At 54.0% G+C, this 17,370-nt stretch carries 17 protein-coding genes; 6 read left to right on the top strand and 11 right to left on the bottom strand.

Translation table 11 applies throughout. The features are described from left to right. The first annotated feature begins 21 nt into the window (after positions 1 to 21). Together dinG and ybiB are read left to right on the top strand one after the other, a co-directional pair. Positions 22 to 2,169 (top strand): ATP-dependent DNA helicase DinG, encoded by a 2,148-nt coding sequence (gene dinG, locus INT84_RS02760; RefSeq protein ID WP_194205527.1) that lies wholly within the window; start codon positions 22 to 24, stop codon positions 2,167 to 2,169. 26 nt (positions 2,170 to 2,195) lie between these two features. Beyond that, positions 2,196 to 3,164: a DNA-binding protein YbiB gene (gene ybiB, locus INT84_RS02765; protein WP_194205528.1), complete on the top strand. Its 969-nt coding sequence runs from the start codon at positions 2,196 to 2,198 to the stop codon at positions 3,162 to 3,164. A 127-nt stretch (positions 3,165 to 3,291) separates the two neighbouring features. Here ybiB and ybiJ read toward each other — a convergent pair whose 3' ends face one another. The 3 genes from ybiJ to INT84_RS02780 all read right to left on the bottom strand — a co-directional run bounded on the left by ybiJ (position 3,292) and on the right by INT84_RS02780 (position 4,858). Next, on the bottom strand, positions 3,292 to 3,552 hold the full coding sequence (gene ybiJ, locus INT84_RS02770; protein WP_176920543.1) for a DUF1471 family protein YbiJ: 261 nt from the start codon (positions 3,550 to 3,552) through the stop codon (positions 3,292 to 3,294). Positions 3,553 to 3,837: 285 nt separating this feature from the next. Then, a complete protein-coding gene (locus INT84_RS02775) occupies positions 3,838 to 4,104 on the bottom strand; it encodes a DksA/TraR family C4-type zinc finger protein (protein WP_194205529.1) in 267 nt (88 codons plus the stop codon). 133 nt (positions 4,105 to 4,237) lie between these two features. Then, positions 4,238 to 4,858 (bottom strand): flavin reductase family protein, encoded by a 621-nt coding sequence (locus INT84_RS02780; RefSeq protein WP_194205530.1) that lies wholly within the window; start codon positions 4,856 to 4,858, stop codon positions 4,238 to 4,240. Between the two features lie 95 nt (positions 4,859 to 4,953). Here INT84_RS02780 and rlmF point away from each other — a divergent pair, with 95 nt between their 5' ends. After that, entirely contained in the window at positions 4,954 to 5,880 is a 927-nt protein-coding gene (gene rlmF, locus INT84_RS02785) for a 23S rRNA (adenine(1618)-N(6))-methyltransferase RlmF (protein ID WP_194205531.1), read from the top strand. On the opposite strand, the gene ybiO is transcribed toward rlmF, so the two are convergent. The 6 genes from ybiO to rhtA form a co-directional block, all read right to left on the bottom strand. Further along, the gene (gene ybiO, locus INT84_RS02790; RefSeq protein ID WP_194205532.1) at positions 5,877 to 8,135 is read right to left on the bottom strand and encodes a mechanosensitive channel protein; all 2,259 of its coding nucleotides are present in this window, start codon (positions 8,133 to 8,135) and stop codon (positions 5,877 to 5,879) included. The two genes, rlmF and ybiO, sit on opposite strands and share 4 nt — an antisense overlap. A gap of 110 nt (positions 8,136 to 8,245) precedes the next feature. Continuing rightward, the gene (gene glnQ, locus INT84_RS02795; protein WP_194205533.1) at positions 8,246 to 8,968 is read right to left on the bottom strand and encodes a glutamine ABC transporter ATP-binding protein GlnQ; all 723 of its coding nucleotides are present in this window, start codon (positions 8,966 to 8,968) and stop codon (positions 8,246 to 8,248) included. Beyond that, positions 8,965 to 9,624: a glutamine ABC transporter permease GlnP gene (glnP, locus tag INT84_RS02800; protein WP_176920549.1), complete on the bottom strand. Its 660-nt coding sequence runs from the start codon at positions 9,622 to 9,624 to the stop codon at positions 8,965 to 8,967. Before glnP ends, glnQ begins: the two co-directional genes overlap by 4 nt. A gap of 202 nt (positions 9,625 to 9,826) precedes the next feature. Further along, positions 9,827 to 10,573 carry a glutamine ABC transporter substrate-binding protein GlnH gene (gene glnH / locus INT84_RS02805; RefSeq protein ID WP_194205534.1) on the bottom strand — a complete coding sequence of 249 codons (747 nt, stop codon included), beginning with the start codon at positions 10,571 to 10,573 and terminating at the stop codon, positions 9,827 to 9,829. 361 nt (positions 10,574 to 10,934) lie between these two features. Further along, positions 10,935 to 11,438: a DNA starvation/stationary phase protection protein Dps gene (gene dps / locus INT84_RS02810; RefSeq protein WP_103675503.1), complete on the bottom strand. Its 504-nt coding sequence runs from the start codon at positions 11,436 to 11,438 to the stop codon at positions 10,935 to 10,937. A gap of 297 nt (positions 11,439 to 11,735) precedes the next feature. Further along, positions 11,736 to 12,626, bottom strand: a complete 891-nt coding sequence (rhtA, locus tag INT84_RS02815) for a threonine/homoserine exporter RhtA (protein ID WP_176920552.1) — start codon at positions 12,624 to 12,626, stop codon at positions 11,736 to 11,738. Between the two features lie 351 nt (positions 12,627 to 12,977). Here rhtA and ompX point away from each other — a divergent pair, with 351 nt between their 5' ends. Then, a complete protein-coding gene (gene ompX, locus INT84_RS02820; RefSeq protein WP_176920553.1) occupies positions 12,978 to 13,484 on the top strand; it encodes an outer membrane protein OmpX in 507 nt (168 codons plus the stop codon). A 77-nt stretch (positions 13,485 to 13,561) separates the two neighbouring features. On the opposite strand, the gene INT84_RS02825 is transcribed toward ompX, so the two are convergent. Both INT84_RS02825 and mntS read right to left on the bottom strand, forming a co-directional pair. Further along, on the bottom strand, positions 13,562 to 15,145 hold the full coding sequence (locus tag INT84_RS02825) for a phosphoethanolamine transferase (RefSeq protein ID WP_194205535.1): 1,584 nt from the start codon (positions 15,143 to 15,145) through the stop codon (positions 13,562 to 13,564). Positions 15,146 to 15,423: 278 nt separating this feature from the next. Further along, positions 15,424 to 15,552, bottom strand: a complete 129-nt coding sequence (gene mntS, locus INT84_RS02830; protein WP_176920555.1) for a manganase accumulation protein MntS — start codon at positions 15,550 to 15,552, stop codon at positions 15,424 to 15,426. A gap of 182 nt (positions 15,553 to 15,734) precedes the next feature. Between mntS and mntR the strand changes: the two genes are divergently transcribed. Then, positions 15,735 to 16,208 carry a manganese-binding transcriptional regulator MntR gene (gene mntR, locus INT84_RS02835; protein WP_176920556.1) on the top strand — a complete coding sequence of 158 codons (474 nt, stop codon included), beginning with the start codon at positions 15,735 to 15,737 and terminating at the stop codon, positions 16,206 to 16,208. After that, the gene (locus INT84_RS02840; protein WP_194205536.1) at positions 16,205 to 17,314 is read left to right on the top strand and encodes an anion transporter; all 1,110 of its coding nucleotides are present in this window, start codon (positions 16,205 to 16,207) and stop codon (positions 17,312 to 17,314) included. Before mntR ends, INT84_RS02840 begins: the two co-directional genes overlap by 4 nt. Positions 17,315 to 17,370 lie beyond the last annotated feature (56 nt).

A 17,370-nucleotide genomic window follows, 5' to 3' on the forward strand; every position in this document is an offset into this window, starting at 1 on the left:
TACAGTATCTCAGGTTTTACGATGGCCCTTACTCCCGCGCTAAAAGCGCAAATCGCCGCCTGGTATAAGGCGCTGCAACAGCAAATCCCGGAATTTATCCCGCGTCCGCCGCAGCGGCAGATGATTGCTGACGTGGCGAAAACCCTCGCTGGCGAGGAAGGGCGGCATCTGGCGATTGAAGCACCTACGGGCGTCGGTAAAACGCTGTCATACCTGATCCCCGGTATTGCCATCGCCAGGGAAGAGCAAAAAACGCTGGTGGTCAGCACCGCCAACGTCGCGCTTCAGGACCAGATCTACAGCAAAGATTTGCCGCTGCTGAAAAAAATCATTCCTGAGCTGCGCTTCACGGCGGCATTTGGGCGCGGTCGCTACGTTTGCCCGCGTAACCTCACCGCGCTTGCCAGCACGGAAGAAACCCAGCAGGATCTGCTGGCCTTTCTTGATGATGAGCTGACGCCGAATAATAAAGAAGAGCAGCAGCATTGTGCAACGCTAAAAAGCGATCTCGACAGCTATAAATGGGATGGCCTGCGCGATCATACCGACCGCGCCATCAGTGACGATCTGTGGCGACGCCTGAGTACCGACAAAGCCAGCTGCCTGAACCGTAACTGTCACTACTACCGGGAATGCCCGTTTTTTGTTGCCCGGCGTGAGATCCAGGAAGCGGAGGTGGTGGTGGCCAATCACGCGCTGGTGATGGCGGCAATGGAGAGCGAAGCGGTGCTGCCGGAAGCGAAAAATCTGCTGCTGGTGCTTGATGAAGGCCATCACCTGCCCGATGTCGCGCGCGACGCGCTGGAAATGAGCGCTGAAATTACCGCGCCGTGGTATCGGCTTCAGCTCGATCTTTTTACCAAACTGGTCGCGACCTGCCTTGAGCAGTTCCGCCCGAAAACCCTGCCGCCGCTCGCCACGCCTGAGCGCCTTAACGCCCATTGCGAAGAACTTTATGAGCTGATCGCCTCCCTGAATGCGATTCTGAATGTATACCTTCCGGCTACCCAGGAGGCCGAGCATCGCTTTGTGATGGGGGAGTTACCGGAAGAAGTCATGACCATTTGTCAGCGGCTGGCAAAACTGACCGAGCTGCTGCGCGGACTGGCCGAGGCATTTCTCAACGATCTGGGTGAAAAAACCGGCTCGCACGATATCGTTCGCCTGCATCGGGTGATCCTGCAAATGAACCGCGCGCTGGGGATGTTTGAGGCGCAGAGTAAACTCTGGCGTCTGGCCTCGCTGGCGCACGCCTCCGGTGCGCCGGTGTCAAAATGGGCGACGCGGGATGTCCGTGAAGGACAAATGCATATGTTCTTTCACTGTGTCGGCATCCGCGTCAGCGATCAGCTGGAAAAATTACTCTGGCGCAGCGTGCCGCACATTATCGTTACGTCCGCCACGTTGCGTTCGCTCAACAGTTTTTCCCGTTTGCAGGAGATGAGCGGCTTAAAAGAGAAGGCGGGCGACCGTTTTGTGGCGCTGGACTCGCCCTTCAACCACGTGGAACAGGGCAAAATTATTATTCCGCAGATGCACTATGAGCCGCTGATGGAAAACGAAGAGCAGCACGTTGCCGAAATGGCGGCGTTTTTCCGTCAGGAGCTGGAGAGCAAAAAGCATCGCGGTATGCTGGTACTGTTTGCCAGCGGTCGCGCGATGCAGCGCTTTCTGGAGCACATTACCGATCTGCGCCTGCTGTTGCTGGTGCAGGGCGACCAACCGCGCTATCGGCTGGTGGAGCTGCATCGCAAACGGGTGGAAGCTGGCGAGCGCAGTGTGCTGGTCGGGCTGCAATCTTTCGCCGAAGGGCTGGATCTCAAAGGTGAGCTGTTAAGCCAGGTCCATATTCATAAAATCGCTTTTCCGCCTATCGACAGTCCGGTAGTGATCACCGAAGGCGAGTGGCTGAAAAGCCTGAAGCGTTATCCGTTTGAAGTACAAAGCCTGCCCAGCGCCTCTTTCAATCTCATTCAGCAAGTGGGGCGCTTGATCCGCAGCCACAGTTGCTGGGGGGAAGTGGTGATTTATGATAAACGCCTGCTGACGAAAAACTACGGTAAGCGGCTGCTGGATGCGTTGCCGGTGTTTCCGATTTCCCAACCTGTCGTGCCTGACGTTATAGTTAACAAAACCAAAACAAAACCAACTCGTCGCAAACGACGTTAATGATGTGAGCCGCAGGAGGATGTTGGATGGATTACCGCAAGATCATCAAAGAAGTGGGGCGGGGGAAAAATCACGCCCGCGATCTGGATGTCGACACCGCGCGAGAGCTCTATACCCGGATGCTTAACGGCGAGGTGGACGATCTCGAAATGGGCGGCATTCTGATTGCCCTGCGTATCAAGGGCGAGGGTGAAGCCGAGATGCAGGGGTTCTATCAGGCCATGCAAAAGCAGGTGATGCGCCTGACGCCACCGGTGGCGAAGCCAATGCCTGTTGTTATTCCGAGCTACAACGGGGCGCGAAAGCAGGCCAATCTGACGCCGCTGCTGGCGATCCTGCTGCATAAGTTCGGCTTTCCGGTGGTGGTTCATGGGGTGAGTGAAGATCCTGGACGCGTGCTGACGGAAACCATCTTTTCCCTGCTGGGTATCGAAGCCACGCATCATGCCGGGCAGGCGCAGGCGAAACTCGACGGCTCGCAGCCGGTGTATATTCCGGTCAGCGCGTTCTGCCCGCCGCTGGAAAAACAGCTGGCGCTACGCTGGCGGATGGGCGTACGTAACAGCGCGCACACCCTGGCAAAACTGGCAACGCCGTTTGCAGAAGATGCCGCCCTGCGTCTCTCCAGCGTTTCGCACCCGGAATACGTTACCCGGGTGGCGCAATTTTTCACCGATATCGGCGGGCGCGGCTTGCTGATGCAGGGGACCGAAGGCGAAGTGTACGCCAGTCCGCAGCGTTGCCCTCCGATCAGCCTGATCGACGCAGGCGGCGTGCGGGTTATCAGCGAACGTCAGGAACTCAGCGAAGCCAGTGAACTATCGCTACCGGAGAGTAAAGATCCTGAGGTTACCGCGCGCTGGATTGAGCGCTGTGTCAGCGGCTGCGAGCCGGTACCGCAGTCATTGAAAATTCAGATTGCCTGCTGCCTGTTAGCAACCGGCGAAGTGGATTCTCTGGCGTCCGGGCTTGCCCGCGTTGCGCAGAGTTACTAAGCGGACGCCAAAAAAAAGCCCGTCCATCATGGACGGGCAAAAAGGGTAACAAACACAGAGTCAATAATGAGGGTTAATACGCCCCGCAAGTGGGTGGCCAGCGGGTCAGGTCAAAACAAGGCTGCAATTAGTTATAGATAACCGCAGTGCCGCTCATTTTGTTGTTACCGTTGGTAGAGGTGATGCTATAGCCTTTTGCGCCAGCGGCAGCAGCTTTCTCTGCCAGACGTGCTTCCAGGCCATCCAGCGTGGTCGCACCGTTAGCGGAGACCACGCCGACTTTATTCATGCTCTGTGCCTGAGCCGGGTTGACGGCTTCAGCAGCAAAAGCGCCAAAGGAAAGGGTAGAAAGGGCAATAGCAGCAACAGCATATTTGATGGTTTTCATAGGTAATCTCTCGCAGGTTATTCTGTTAATGTGACGATGTTCCGTCGATGTAATAAGTATCACGCTTTTTTTCGAGAGATAAAATCGAAGAGAATTGACGACGTTGTTCGAAAAATTTGATGGATTAATAATTTATTGATTATTAATAAATTATTTTCGACTTTTAATCTGGAAGAGAGATGAGCACGGTCAGAAACGTTTTAAAGGCACAGTTTGCTACTCTGGCCTTTAAAATTCGTGCTCGTAAGGTTACGGTGAGATCCTGTCAGCATCGGCAAAGAACAGTCAGCGTAACTGGCTATCCTTCGAACCTCTGCGATTATATCCTGAAAATTTCGCATTTTTTAAATCTTTCTTCTGCTGACAGTTAACGCACAGCCGCACGCCGGGAATCGCTTTACGACGCGCCTCCGGAATACGCTCATCGCATTCTTCACAAAATTCGACGCTTTCACCCGTTGGCAGGTCACGACGCGCGCGTGCAACCGCATCTTCAATGGTACTGTCGATTTGATCCTGTACAGCACTGTCATTTGCCCAACCTGATGCCATTTTTACCTCCTGAGGTTTACTTCATTATAGCAAAATGGGGTCAAATTTTGTGCAGACAAGGGCGCGGCGCGGGGTTTTAGGACCATTCGCGGCACGCCATATAAGGCCTAAGGATGAGTGAGAAGGGTAAAAATTATTCCTGCCGCGCATCCGGGCGGATCAGGTCAAAGCGGTGGGCTTCATCAATGCTGTAATACGCTGATGGCCCGCCCGCCCGCAGCACCGGCTGCGCTTTGGCGGTCTGATAGATGCCATCCTCCAGCAGCGACTCATCAATATGTACCGCCACCACTTCTCCCAGTACCAGCCAGGTGTCTACCGCCGTGCCGTCCGCGCCTGTGAGCTGAATGCACTGCGACAGACGGCATTCGAAGTTGACCGGACTTTCTGCCACGCGCGGGGCGCTGACGAGGCGGCTGGCCGCAGGCGTCAGGCCGGCGCGTAAAAACTCATTCTCGCCGTGCGGCAGAGTGGCGGAGGTTTCGTTCATCTGACGCGCCAGCGGTAGGGTGGTGAGATTCCAGACAAACTCTTTGGTCTCGACGATATTGCGCACGCTGTCTTTCCAGCCGCTACTGGCAAAACCGATAATCGGTGGCCGATAATTAAAGCAGTTGAAAAAGCTATACGGGGCCAGATTAGCCTTCCCCTGCGCGTCCTGCGAGGCGATCCAGCCAATAGGACGGGGGCCAATAATCGCGTTAAGCGGATCGTGCGGCAGGCCATGCCCCTGCGACGGCTGATAAAAATACATAGTTTTCCTCTGCAAAAAACGGATTTCTCCAGACTCACTTATTTACCCGCCCGGCGTCAACGGGTATCTTACGCGGCAATCGACAGGAGAAAGCTATGAATGCCCAGAAACCGGGATTACACCCGCGTAACCGCCACCGTGACCGCTACGATCTTCCCGCCCTCTGCGTGGCGTGCCCGGAGCTTGCTGAATTTATCACCACCAACCCCTCCGGCGAAGAGACCATTAACTTCGCCGAGCCGCGGGCCGTTAAGGCACTGAACAAAGCGCTGCTGATGCATTTTTACGGCGTACAGCAGTGGGATGTCCCGGACGGTTTTCTTTGCCCGCCGGTGCCGGGAAGGGCGGATTATATTCATCATCTGGCCGACCTGCTGTCAGAGACCGGCGGTGAAATTCCCCGTCAGGCCAGCGTGCTGGATATCGGCGTCGGCGCTAACTGTATCTACCCACTGATTGGCGCGTATGAGTACGGCTGGCGCTTTACCGGCACCGAGGTCAATGCCGAGGCGTTCGCCAGCGCTCAGGCCATCGTGAACGGCAATCCAGGCATGAATCGCAGCATTCGCCTGCGTAAACAGAAAGATGAAGCGGCTATTTTTCGCGGCATCATTCATAAAAACGAGCAATACGACGCGACTATTTGTAATCCGCCGTTCCACGATTCCGCTGAAGCGGCGCGTGAAGGCAACGAGCGCAAGCGGCGTAACCTGGGGCAAAAGCAAACTGATGCGCGTAACTTTGGCGGCCAGCAGCAGGAGCTGTGGTGCGAAGGCGGGGAAGTGCGCTTTATTCAGCAGATGATTGAAGAGAGCAAGCTGTTCGCCCGTCAGGTGATGTGGTTTAGCTCGCTGGTGTCCCGTGGTGAAAACCTGCCGCTGTTGTATCCTGCGCTGACGGCAGCAGGCGCGGTGAAAGTAGTGAAAAAAGAGATGGCCCAGGGTCAAAAGCAGAGTCGCTTTATCGCCTGGACCTTCCTCGACGAAGACCAGCGTCGTCGTTTCGCGGCCCGCGCTCGCTAAAGCGTCGGCTCGGCAGGCGGCTGGGGAGCCACGCCCGTTGTCGGCATGGCTCCCGGCTGCTGCATCGCTGCCCCTGGCGACGGCAGGATCTGCCAGGTTTGCACCGGGGCGCGGACATCGGCCCGGTCGAAATGTTTTTTCACCTGGCTGTCCAGCGCGAAACGGACGGTCCACTGTTTCAGCGGCTGAGTGGTAAACGAGACGCGCAGGGTAAAGGCGGTGTTAGTCAGGCCGACAATGCCCGCAAACGACGGCTCGCCAATCACCAGCGCGCGAATATCCGGCATTTCCATCAATTCGTTTACCGCCTCTTTCAGCGCCTGATTCGCTTTATCGGCATCCTCATGACGATCGACGTCATAGTTCGCTACCACCGAGCCGATGCCGCGCACGAAGTTGGCGAAGGTGGTGATCGAGGACCACGGAATAATGTGGTACGCGCCGGTATCCTGACGCACCCCGACCGAGCGAATCGACATCCGTTCGACCGTACCAGTGAGCGGTCCGATGGTCACCAGATCGCCGGTATTCATCCCGTTCTCAAACTGGATAAAGACCCCGGTGATAATATCTTTCACCAGCGTTTGTGAGCCGAACGATATAGCCAGCCCCAGTGCCCCGGCACCCGCCAGCAGCGGGGCGATATTCACGCCGATTTCAGAAAGTACGATCATGATAGTGATGGTACTGATAATCACCGCCAGCGCATTACGGAACAGTGTCAGCAGCGTACGGGTACGTGCGCTCGGTAGCGGGCGACCATGAATATCGGAAGACAGGCGATTCTCAATCAGGCTTGCCAGTACCGTCCAGCCCACCGCTGAGAAGAACAGGATCAGCGCGATGCGGATCAGAATATCAACGGTCCTCTCACCCGCGCCGTTGTGCAGCCAGTTCCAGAAATCAAACAGTCCCCACGCGCTGAGCAGCAGCATAATCGCTACGCAAACCACCAGAATGCGCGCGGCTTTCAGCGCCGTGGAAAGCCAGCCGTTAAGCCGCTTTTGCAGTTCAGGATAGTTACGCTGCGTTTGTGGAGACAGGGTAATCCGCTTGGCGATCCAGCGCGAAAGGATGCCGGACGCAAACGCCCCCAGGCCGATAATCGCCAGACTGCGTACCGTAGCACCCATCATAAATTTCAGGCTATTGCCCGGATCGAAGAGGGAGAAGAAGAACAGCACGATGAAATAGGCGGTGGCCAGCCAGTGCCACACCAGGGCAAAGGCGCGGATAAACAGGCTAAAAAATGAGAGCGACCGCTCGGCCAGATGCAGCAAATCCTCGGTGATTTTCTGTTTGTTATGGAAAATCAGATACAGCGCCCACAGCGTAATACACAGCATGATCGCCACGTTCGCCATCGCCCCGAACTGGACATTCACCTGGTTGGAGATAATCGGCACCGCCACGATCAGCCCGTAGCCAATTAAGCTACTGAGCGCGCTTAGTCGCAGATTCCAGTAGTGGGCCGACTCATCGGTGATTGAAAACGGACGCAGTTCAGGGACGCGCGGACAGAATATCAGGCGCAGAATCGCTTTGAAAAACTCGATCAGGGCAAAAGCGCTCAGGAACAGACTCTGCTGGAACGCGATGGTTTGGCTGCCTGAATTGAAATTATCAATCAGGATTTGGCCGACAAAAAGCGCCAGTGCCAACAGCAGTAAATCGATGATAAACGCGCCGATGATCATGCCGGGAAGCTGAAGCCAGTTGCCGTGCTCGCGATTTTTTTTGCGTCCCCAGCGGCCCATTCTGCGATAAAGCGGTAGCGCGGCGATGCGGATCACCGCGTAGAAGGCGAAGACCATGCCTGCCAGCATCAAAAAATGGGTGAGCGCATTAGTAAACGTATGGGGATTGAAAGCCTTATGCGGGGAGCCGGTGATATTACGATAAAGCTGGGCAAAGCGGGAGGAGAGTTGTTCGCCGTAATAACGGCCTACGGTGGTGACGTTTTCCAGCACCGTTGTCTCTTCTTTTGCCTCCGGCGGCGCAATGGCCGGGACCGGTTCCGGCGGCGGCGTAGCGGCCACCTGACGAAGCTGTTCAATCAGCTCGTCGCGGGATGTATCGTTAGCCAGGACGTCAGCCAGCGCGGCATAAGCCGCTTTTTTCTGGGCGAGATCCGGCTCGCTGGGCTCGGCTTTTTTATCCGTCGCTGCGGGGGCGCTGGTGGTGACGCCTGGGATAGACGCTGCGTGCAGCGGGGCGCTGAGTAAGCTAATGAGTAGCAGTAAAATCCACGGCACGGACTCCTCCAATGAGAATCTATAGCAAAAGGTTAAGTATAGATCCCAGAGAAGACGCGGCGGGAAATGAGACAATTCTGGCGATCCGCCCCCGAAGAGGCGGAGGGGGATCAGGAGACGTGCTGCAAAAACTCTTGCAGGCGCAGGCTGGGTGGGTTTTCGATCAGCGTTTGTGGATGACCATCTTCGGCAATCCGCCCCTTGTCAATAAAGATCAGACGCGAGGCAACCTTCTCGGCAAAGCCAATTTCATGGGTCACGATAACCATCGTCATGCCTTCTTCTGCCAGATCCTGCATCACTTTCAGCACTTCGTGGCGCAGCTCCGGGTCGAGGGCAGAGGTCGGCTCATCAAACAGCATCATCTTCGGTTTCACCGCCAGCGCACGGGCAATCGCCACGCGCTGCTGCTGGCCGCCAGAAAGCTCCGACGGATAATGGTGCGAACGTTCGGCAAGGCCCACTTTCGCCAGCAGCGACAGCGCCAGCTTTTCAGCCTCCGCTTTTTTCGCTCCGCGCACCCGCAGCGGGCCGAACATCACGTTTTCCAGCGCCGTCAGATGTGGGAACAGATAGAACTGCTGGAACACCATCCCGGCTTCCTGGCGAATTAAACGATCGTCCACTTTCGGATCGTTTACCTTCAGACCATCAACAATCAGCTCGCCGCTGGTAATCTCTTCCAGCTTGTTGATACAGCGCAGCAGCGTCGATTTTCCCGAACCTGACGGGCCGATAATGACCACCACTTCGCCCTGGGTGATGTGCAGATCAATATTGTGCAGCACTTTAGTGGGACCAAAATGCTTGGAGACGTTTTTAAATTCAATCACAGGATTTTCATCCTTTTTTCAAGACGGCGCAGAACGAAGCTCAGAACCAGAGTGATGATCAGATAGATGACGGCGACGGCGCTCCAGATCTCCAGCGCGCGGAAGTTACCGGCAATAATTTCCTGGCCCTGACGCGTCAGTTCGGCAACGCCGATGACGATAAACAGGGAGGTATCTTTGATGCTGATGATCCACTGGTTACCCAGCGGCGGGAGCATACGGCGCAGCGCCAGCGGCAGAATGACGTGGCGGATGGTTTCGTATCGTGACAGACCCAGTGCCAGCCCCGCTTCGCGAAAGCCTCTGTGAATCGACAGTACCGCGCCACGGGTGATCTCCGCGATATACGCCCCGGAGTTGATCATAATGGTGACTACCGCCGCGCTGAAGGGATCGATGCGCAAATCATTGAAGGCCATCGGCAGCGCAAAGTAGATAAACATCACCTGCACAACAATCGGGGTGCCGCGAATGATTTCAATAAACACCAGGGCGATGAAATTGATGATCCTGCCACCGAAAGAGCGGGCAAACCCCGCCAGCAGACCAATGATCAGACCGCCTGCAAGGCCGAGGACCGAGATCCACAGCGTCATTTTGGCCCCTTCCAGCAAAATCGGAATGGCAGGCCAAATGGCACTCCAGTCAAACTCCATAATAAATTCCTGTTACCGCGTTAAATAGAACAGGGGGCGAAAGCCGCCCCCGGAGATTGATGACAAAACGTCCGTGGAACGCGGGGCGACCACCGGGTTGGGCCTCCCTCCGGGAACCCAATCCCGGTGTTTCCCCTGACAACCTCTTTTGTCAGCAGTCTGGGGGGCGAAAGCCGCCCCCAGAAGCGTGCATCAAAGCGTATTATTTAGGTTCAGTACCGAACCATTTTTTGTAGATTTCGTTATAGGTACCGTTGTCGTGCAGTTTTTTCAGTGCGCCGTTCACTTTTTCACGCAGATCGTCGCTGCCTTTCGGGAAGGCGATGCCGTACTGCTGTGCTTCAAGCGACTCGCCTACGGCTTTAAATTTGCCGTTGCCCGCCGTTTTGATGAAGTAAAGAATGTTTGGCGTATCATGTATTACCGCGTCTGCACGGTTGGTGCCCAGTTCCATATAGGCGTTATCGATGTTCGGGAACTGACGCAGATCTTTAGTTTTGATGTTCGCTTTCGCATAATCAACGGAGCCGGTGCCGCTCTTCACGGCAACCACTTTACCGTCCAGATCTTTTACCGATTTCACATCGTTATTATCCGCTTTGACCATCACCAGCAGGCCGCTTTTGTAGTAGCCATCGGAGAACTCGATCGCTTTTTTACGCTCTTCCGTAATGGTGATGCCGGCCAGAGCCAGGTCGATGTTTTTGGTTTGCAGAGCGGGGATGATGCCGCTGAAATCCATCGGTTTCAGGGTGTAATCCAGCTTCAGTTCTTTCGCGATGGCGGCCCACAGGTCGACATCAAAACCAATATATTTATCGCCTTGTTTGAATTCGAAAGGAACGAACGCGGTGTCGGTGGCGACAACCAGTTTTTTATCTGCTGCGTGAGAAGAAACTGCGAAAGCCAGCGCGAGCGTAGCCAGGGAAACTTTAAATAGAGACTTCATAGCATTTCCTTTTATATTCACGGGGCGATCCCCTGCAAGAACAAACGGTGGTATGAAAAAATCGTGCCACTTTTACAACTCATTGTTTTTACAGTAACCGAGCGGCAGGCGAGTGCACGAAAATGATCGTTTCGCGATTTCATGCACTATCTCAGGGCACCATTTTGGTGCGCCAGTCTGATGTTATAGCCTGAGTTGATTTTTATCGCAGAATCCGGGGGGAAAACAATCTTTTATTAACGATTTTGTGAGGTGCTTGTTACGAGTGCTTAACTTTAGCCCGCGCAGGGCAAAAAAAATGCACCTTCACGGTGCATCATACCCCGCCGGATGACGACGGGGTGACAGGATTTTCTTATGGTTATTCGATGTTAGATTCGATAAACCACAGGAATTTATCCAGATCGCGTGAGGCAGCGGTCAGGATATCCGCAGTATCTTCGTCTTTCGCTTCGGTAATGCCTTTGCGCACATCGTTTGCGACGATCGCATAACGATCGGCCAGCTCTTTCAGGTGGTCCTGAACGGTGTGGATATCCAGCGGGTAGCTTTTCAGCGCCGTTTTGCTGTTAACGACCTGAGTGGTACCCAGGGCCACGCCGCCCAACTGAACGGCACGTTCAGCGATGGTATCCAGATGATCGGTTAATGCCGTGCGAAAGCCATCCAGCATTTCATGAACACCAATGAAGTTAGCACCGCGCATGTTCCAGTGAGCCTGTTTGGTGATCAGCGACAGGTCGATAAACTGAACCAGCTGACGATTTAACAGTTCAATGGTGGCTTTCTTCTCGCTGTCCGAAACATCGTTGCGAGTATAAAGCAGATTAGACGCTTTTGTTTTGACTAGTTTAGCGGTACTCATAATCTCATATCCTCTTGATGTGGGTTCCTAAGTAAATTTCGAGATTAAGTATAGCACCGCTTTTTAACTCTGCTATTCAGTCTGTACCTATCGGTTTAATAGCATGAGACGGCTGTTAATATAGGTATCTTTATATATCAAAGGGTTATTTTGGCATCATGGTAAATGATTCTTAATTCCGCTGCAAAGCCAAATGGCCTTAGCATTATTATTTATATGGCGATCAAAAACGGCAGAATAACGCTATGAATAAGATGCGAATATTCTGCATGGCTATGCACACCATGCAGAATAGTATTATTTTTTGATTTTAACGCGTTTAATCTCCGGCTCCCGACGCTGGGTTAACGTAGAGCCCATGGAGGCCGCAATAATGGCACCCAGCGCCAGTGTCTGTGTGGAGGTTAAGGTTTCACCAAGGAAAATGATGCCCGAAATGGCAGCCAGCGCCGGTTCCATACTCATCAGTGTGCCGAAGGTGCGCGTCGGCAGACGGGTGAGGGCGATCATCTCAAGCGAGTAGGGCAGCGCCGTCGACAGAACGGCAATCGCCAGCCCCAGCGGCAAAATAGACCAGTGCCATAAGGCATCTCCCGCCTGCAATGCGCCTAAAGGCACGAAAATAATCGCCGCAATCAGCGATCCCATCGCCACCGTCGCCGGACCATGTTCCGCCCCGGCGCGCTGACCCGAGAGAATATAAACCGCCCAGCACGCCCCCGCGCCCAGCGCCAGCAGGGTACCCGTCAGGTCAACGTGTGCCACGTCCTTGCCCAGCGGCAGCAGAAACCAAAGACCGAGAACCGCGAGGATCACCCACACAAAATCAACCGCCCGACGCGAGGCAAAAAGCGCCACCGCCAGCGGACCGGTAAATTCCAGCGCTACCGCAATACCTAACGGAATACGCTGGATAGCCAGATAGAACAGGTAGTTCATCGCCCCCAGCGACACGCCGTAGCACAACAGGGGTAAGCGCTGATCTTTTGCGAAACGCAATCGCCACGGCTTAAAGACGGCAATCAAAATGAGCGTCCCCAATGCCAGACGCAGGGCCGTCACGCCGGGTGCCCCTACCAGTGGAAAAAGCGTTTTTGCCAGCGAAGCGCCGCTTTGAATGGAGGCCATCGCGACCAATAAAATAACACAAGGTAACCAGATCGGCATTTTACGCTGTAGCCCAGGCATCCTTTCTCCCGTCAATATTTGTCAAAAGAGGTAAAAGTCACCAGTGTAATGGACCCGGCGTCGACAGTTTAGTCCCCGTTGAAAAAAGAGTGCTTATAATTCATCGTGTGAATCAGAATGTGCGCAAAAAAATCTGTCGGAGATTGAGAGTATTCCGATGATTGCAATCACCGGGGCGCGTCATAATAACGGCCTCTGCGACAAAAGCGCTGTTTTTTGAAAGGGATAGTCAAGAATGGAAATGTTTCGTTACAGGAAATGACCGACGGGACAACGCAATTTGCAAAAAGTTTCTTAGCATTTTGATATATTTAAAACTTAGGACTTACTTGAAGCACATTTGAGGTGGTTATGAATAAAATTGCATGTCTTTCAGCACTGGCCGCAGTTCTGGCCGTTTCCGCAGGTACTGCCGTAGCTGCAACTTCTACCGTTACCGGTGGTTACGCTCAGAGCGATATGCAGGGCGTGGCTAATAAAGCTAACGGTTTCAACCTGAAGTATCGCTACGAAAATGATACTCCGCTGGGCGTTATTGGTTCCTTCACCTATACCGAAAAAGATGACACCTCTAACGGTCTGTACAACAAAGCGCAGTACTACGGCTTCACTGCTGGTCCGGCTTACCGTATCAACGACTGGGCAAGCGTGTATGGCGTAGTCGGCTTTGGCTACGGTAAAGTTCAGGCGAACGACATTCCTGACAACCACAGCACCAGCGATTACGGCGTAGCTTACGGTGCTGGTCTGCAGTTCAACCCGATGGAAAACGTTGCTCTGGACGTCTCCTACGAGCAGAGCCGCATCCGTAGCGTTGACGTTGGCACCTGGATCGCGGGCGTCGGCTACCGTTTCTAATAACGACGTGATTTTACGTTGTAAAAAATCCGCCCTAGGGCGGATTTTTGTTTTTACGGGCAAGCGGGCTGATTTCACTAACGACTTTTTGTACTAAAAACGTCAGTGCCCAGATGGTTATAGTCCACTTTCTCCAGCCGGAAGTTGGTGATCCACGTCGGCCCGGCTTTCTGCGTCGAAATAAACTTGTAGCGATTTTTGATCTCTTCTGCGGTGATGCCGGTCCACTGCGAGAAAAAGGCGAGGAAATCATTGGCCGAGCGGCGCGTTTTGATTATCCGATGGGTTTTATCATCGCTGGACAACACCATAAACGGTACCTGGAAATTCTGCTGGTATTTATCGTCATGGGCGAGGTACTGCACCTCTTTGCCGCGCTCTTTAAACGCCAGCCCGTGATCGGAGAAATAGACCAGAGAGAAACTTTCGCCCGTGTTTTGCAACTGTGTATAAAGCTGACGTAATAAATCGTCGGTTTGCGTCATGGTGTAGAGGTAGCACGAGGTCTCTTTTGACTGCACAAAGACGCTATATTTTCCCTTTGTACGATCGCAGGCCTGCGGATGCGACCCCATCAGATGCAGAACGATCAGTTGCGGCTGGCTGCGCTGGGTGGCAAACACCTGCGAGGTCATTTTCAGCAGCGCCGTATCCTGCGTATTTTTATCCGCTTCGAAATCACCGCTCTTTAGAAACTGCGCTTCGTCAGCGCGTTTAGCGATGCTGGCGATCGCGGAGTCATACTCGCCGATTTGCCCCTGATTGGAAAACCACCACGTCTGGAAGCCCGCACGGTTTGCCAGCGTCACAAAACTGTCCTGATACTGTGGCTTATTATCGACGACCCGGTTAAGCGTCAGTCCGAGCGATTTTTGCGTCGAGCCGCTGGCGGCAATATAGTCGGTAAACAGCGTACCGTTGACTGAACTGGCAAACGGCGTGTTATCCCAGTGTCCGCCAAATGCGCCCAGCGCATCACGGCGCGCGCTTTCACCAATGACCACGATGTAATAGTGATATTTCGGTTTAACCGCTAAGACGTGCCAGGTATCTTTCACGCTCGCCAGCTGCGCCATTCGCGCCTGTTCTTCCAGCACTTCCTGATTGTTTACCACCACGTCTTTGACGAAGCGCACGGCCGGATAGCCCGTATCCTTAAGTTTAAATACGCCGCCCCACGCCAGATTCTGCACCGGCTGAACAAAAAACGTTCCCACGCTAAACAGCAGGCACAGGGTGTCCATTTTTCCCCATGATGACTGAGTTACCGGTTTACGGCGCACGGCAATCACGCCGAGGGCAAAAATAAACAGTCCAATAACGTAGCTGTACCAGGGAAAAATGGTCAGAATTTCGCTGGACTCTTCCATATTGGTCGAATGCATCGCCAGCAGGGTATTAAAGTTGGGAGAGCCATAGGCCTGGCCGAAGGGGTAATAGCTGGCGGCCACCAGGGAATAAATACCGATTATCACTTTTTGCGTCTTCGGCATCGTGCGCCATAGCAGGTGCAGCACGCAGGTAAACGCCACGGTATACAGCAGGCTAAAGGGATAGCCGAGCGCCAGGTTAATTAATAACGATTGCAGGAAATAAAAACCAATCCACGGGCTTAACGCCAGGCGTCGGGAGGCAAGCGATTCTTTCAGGGTGTAATTCATATGCCACTGTCATAAAACGCCATGTGCTCACCCTGGCGTCAAGGGTCAAAACCTGCCGGTGAGTGCGTGAAGAGGGGAGAGTGTCCGCATCTGCGAGCCGCAATAGTTGCAGGGCTGCAAGAAGATAAAGCGCCGTGAATATAAGGTCAACTAGCCGTCAGAAATTGTTTTGCGAGGTGGATTGCAAATACGGAAGAAAAAAGGGGTTTTAACAACAAAACCGTCAGCGTAACGCCGAAAGATGACAGGAAAATGAAGCGGCGTACCGCGACGCCGCATTAGTGAGAGGATTTATCATCCTGCCGGGGTTTACCGTTGATCATCTCGCACAGCATGTTCAACAGCATCAAGCGTACTTTAAAAGGAGAGTGGCTAAACACGCGTATACACCTCTGAAATTCGTTCATATGACCTCCTGACCGTTTGCCCCTTCGTCCGTGAAGAGTGACTGCATTACATACAGATATAGCATAGGCTATATTTTATAGCTATGGCTAAAAAGTTAATTTTTTGTACTCCCATCACAATCCTATACAATGAGCGTTCTTTACCTGATGCCCCGGGGGTATCGCATGAACGAGGAAGCACAATGAGTCGTCGCACGGGAAAACCAACAACAAAAAAAGTGACGCAATTGGTGAATGTTGAAGATCACGTAGAGGGCTTCCGCCAGGTGCGGGAGGCGCATCGTCGTGAGCTGATTGATGACTACGTTGAGTTAATTTCCGATCTTATCCGCGAAGTGGGCGAGGCGCGTCAGGTGGATATGGCCGCGCGTCTTGGCGTCTCACAACCCACCGTTGCCAAAATGCTCAAGCGACTGGCGAGCGTTGGACTGATTGAGCAGATCCCGTGGCGCGGCGTCTTCCTGACGCCGGAAGGTGAAAAGCTGGCCGAAGAGAGCCGTCAGCGTCATCACATCGTGGAAAACTTCCTGCTGGTGCTGGGCGTCAGCCCGGATACCGCGCGCCGCGACGCTGAAGGCATCGAACATCACGTCAGCGAAGAAACGCTGGAGAAATTCCACCAGTTCAGCCAGCAACACGGAACGCCCGCTGAATGAATCTGCCGTTCCTGCACGCGCTGGCCCGCGATCGTTTCCTGCATCTGCTAATTATCATTGCCATCATTCTCAGTCTGTTTGTCCCGTTTACTCCTGAGCGCTGGCCTGCCGCCGTGGACTGGCACACCATTATTACCCTCAGTGGTTTAATGTTGCTGACGAAGGGCGTTGAGCGGAGCGGCTGCTTTGACGTGCTGGGACGCAAAATGGCGCGCCGCTTTGTCACCGTGCGGCAACTGGCGCTGTTTATGCTGTGTGCGGCGGCGCTGCTATCGACGTTTTTAACGAATGACGTGGCGTTGTTCATTGTGGTGCCGCTGACGTTGACGCTGAAAAAGTGGTGTGAAATCCCGGTTAACCGGCTGATCATCTTTGAAGCGCTGGCGGTCAATGCCGGTTCGCTGCTCACGCCCATCGGCAATCCACAAAATATCCTGCTGTGGGGGCGATCCGGTCTCTCGTTTCCGGCGTTTATCTGGCAGATGCTGCCGCTGGCGCTCAGCATGATGATCACCCTGCTGGTGCTGTGCTGGCTCGCCTTTCCGTCTCAGGCCCTGCAATTTCGCAGCGGGGACAAATTACCCCAGTGGCAACGGCGGCTGGTCTGGGGCTGTCTGTTTTTTTACCTGCTGTTTCTCGTGGCGCTGGAGACAAAGCAGGAGTTGTGGGGACTGGGCATTCTGTTTATCGGTTTCCTGATCGTCGCCAGAGAGGTGGTGCTGAAGGTGGACTGGTCGCTGCTGCTGGTCTTTATCGCCATGTTTATTGACGTTCATCTCCTGACCCAGCTTCCTGTTTTACACAGTCTTCTGGAACGGGTCGGCGGACTTTCACCGCTTCAGCTCTGGCTGACGGCGATCGGCCTGTCGCAGGTGATCAGTAATGTTCCCTCAACCATTCTGCTGCTGAATTATGTGCCGCCGTCCGCGCTGCTGGCGTGGGCGGTCAACATCGGCGGATTTGGTCTGCTGCCGGGCTCGCTGGCGAATCTGATCGCGCTGCGCATGGCGGGCAACCGGCGTATCTGGTGGCGCTTCCATCTTTATTCTCTGCCGCTGCTGGTGTGGGCAGCGCTTGTCGGATACGGATTATTCCTTGTCAGTTAGTGCTGATTTGTCAGTTTTTCCTGGAAAATGTATAGCAACCTCCTAACTTTAGTTAT

The organism is Superficieibacter sp. 1612_C1, assembly GCF_015234305.1.
Classification (GTDB): Bacteria; Pseudomonadota; Gammaproteobacteria; order Enterobacterales; family Enterobacteriaceae; genus Superficieibacter.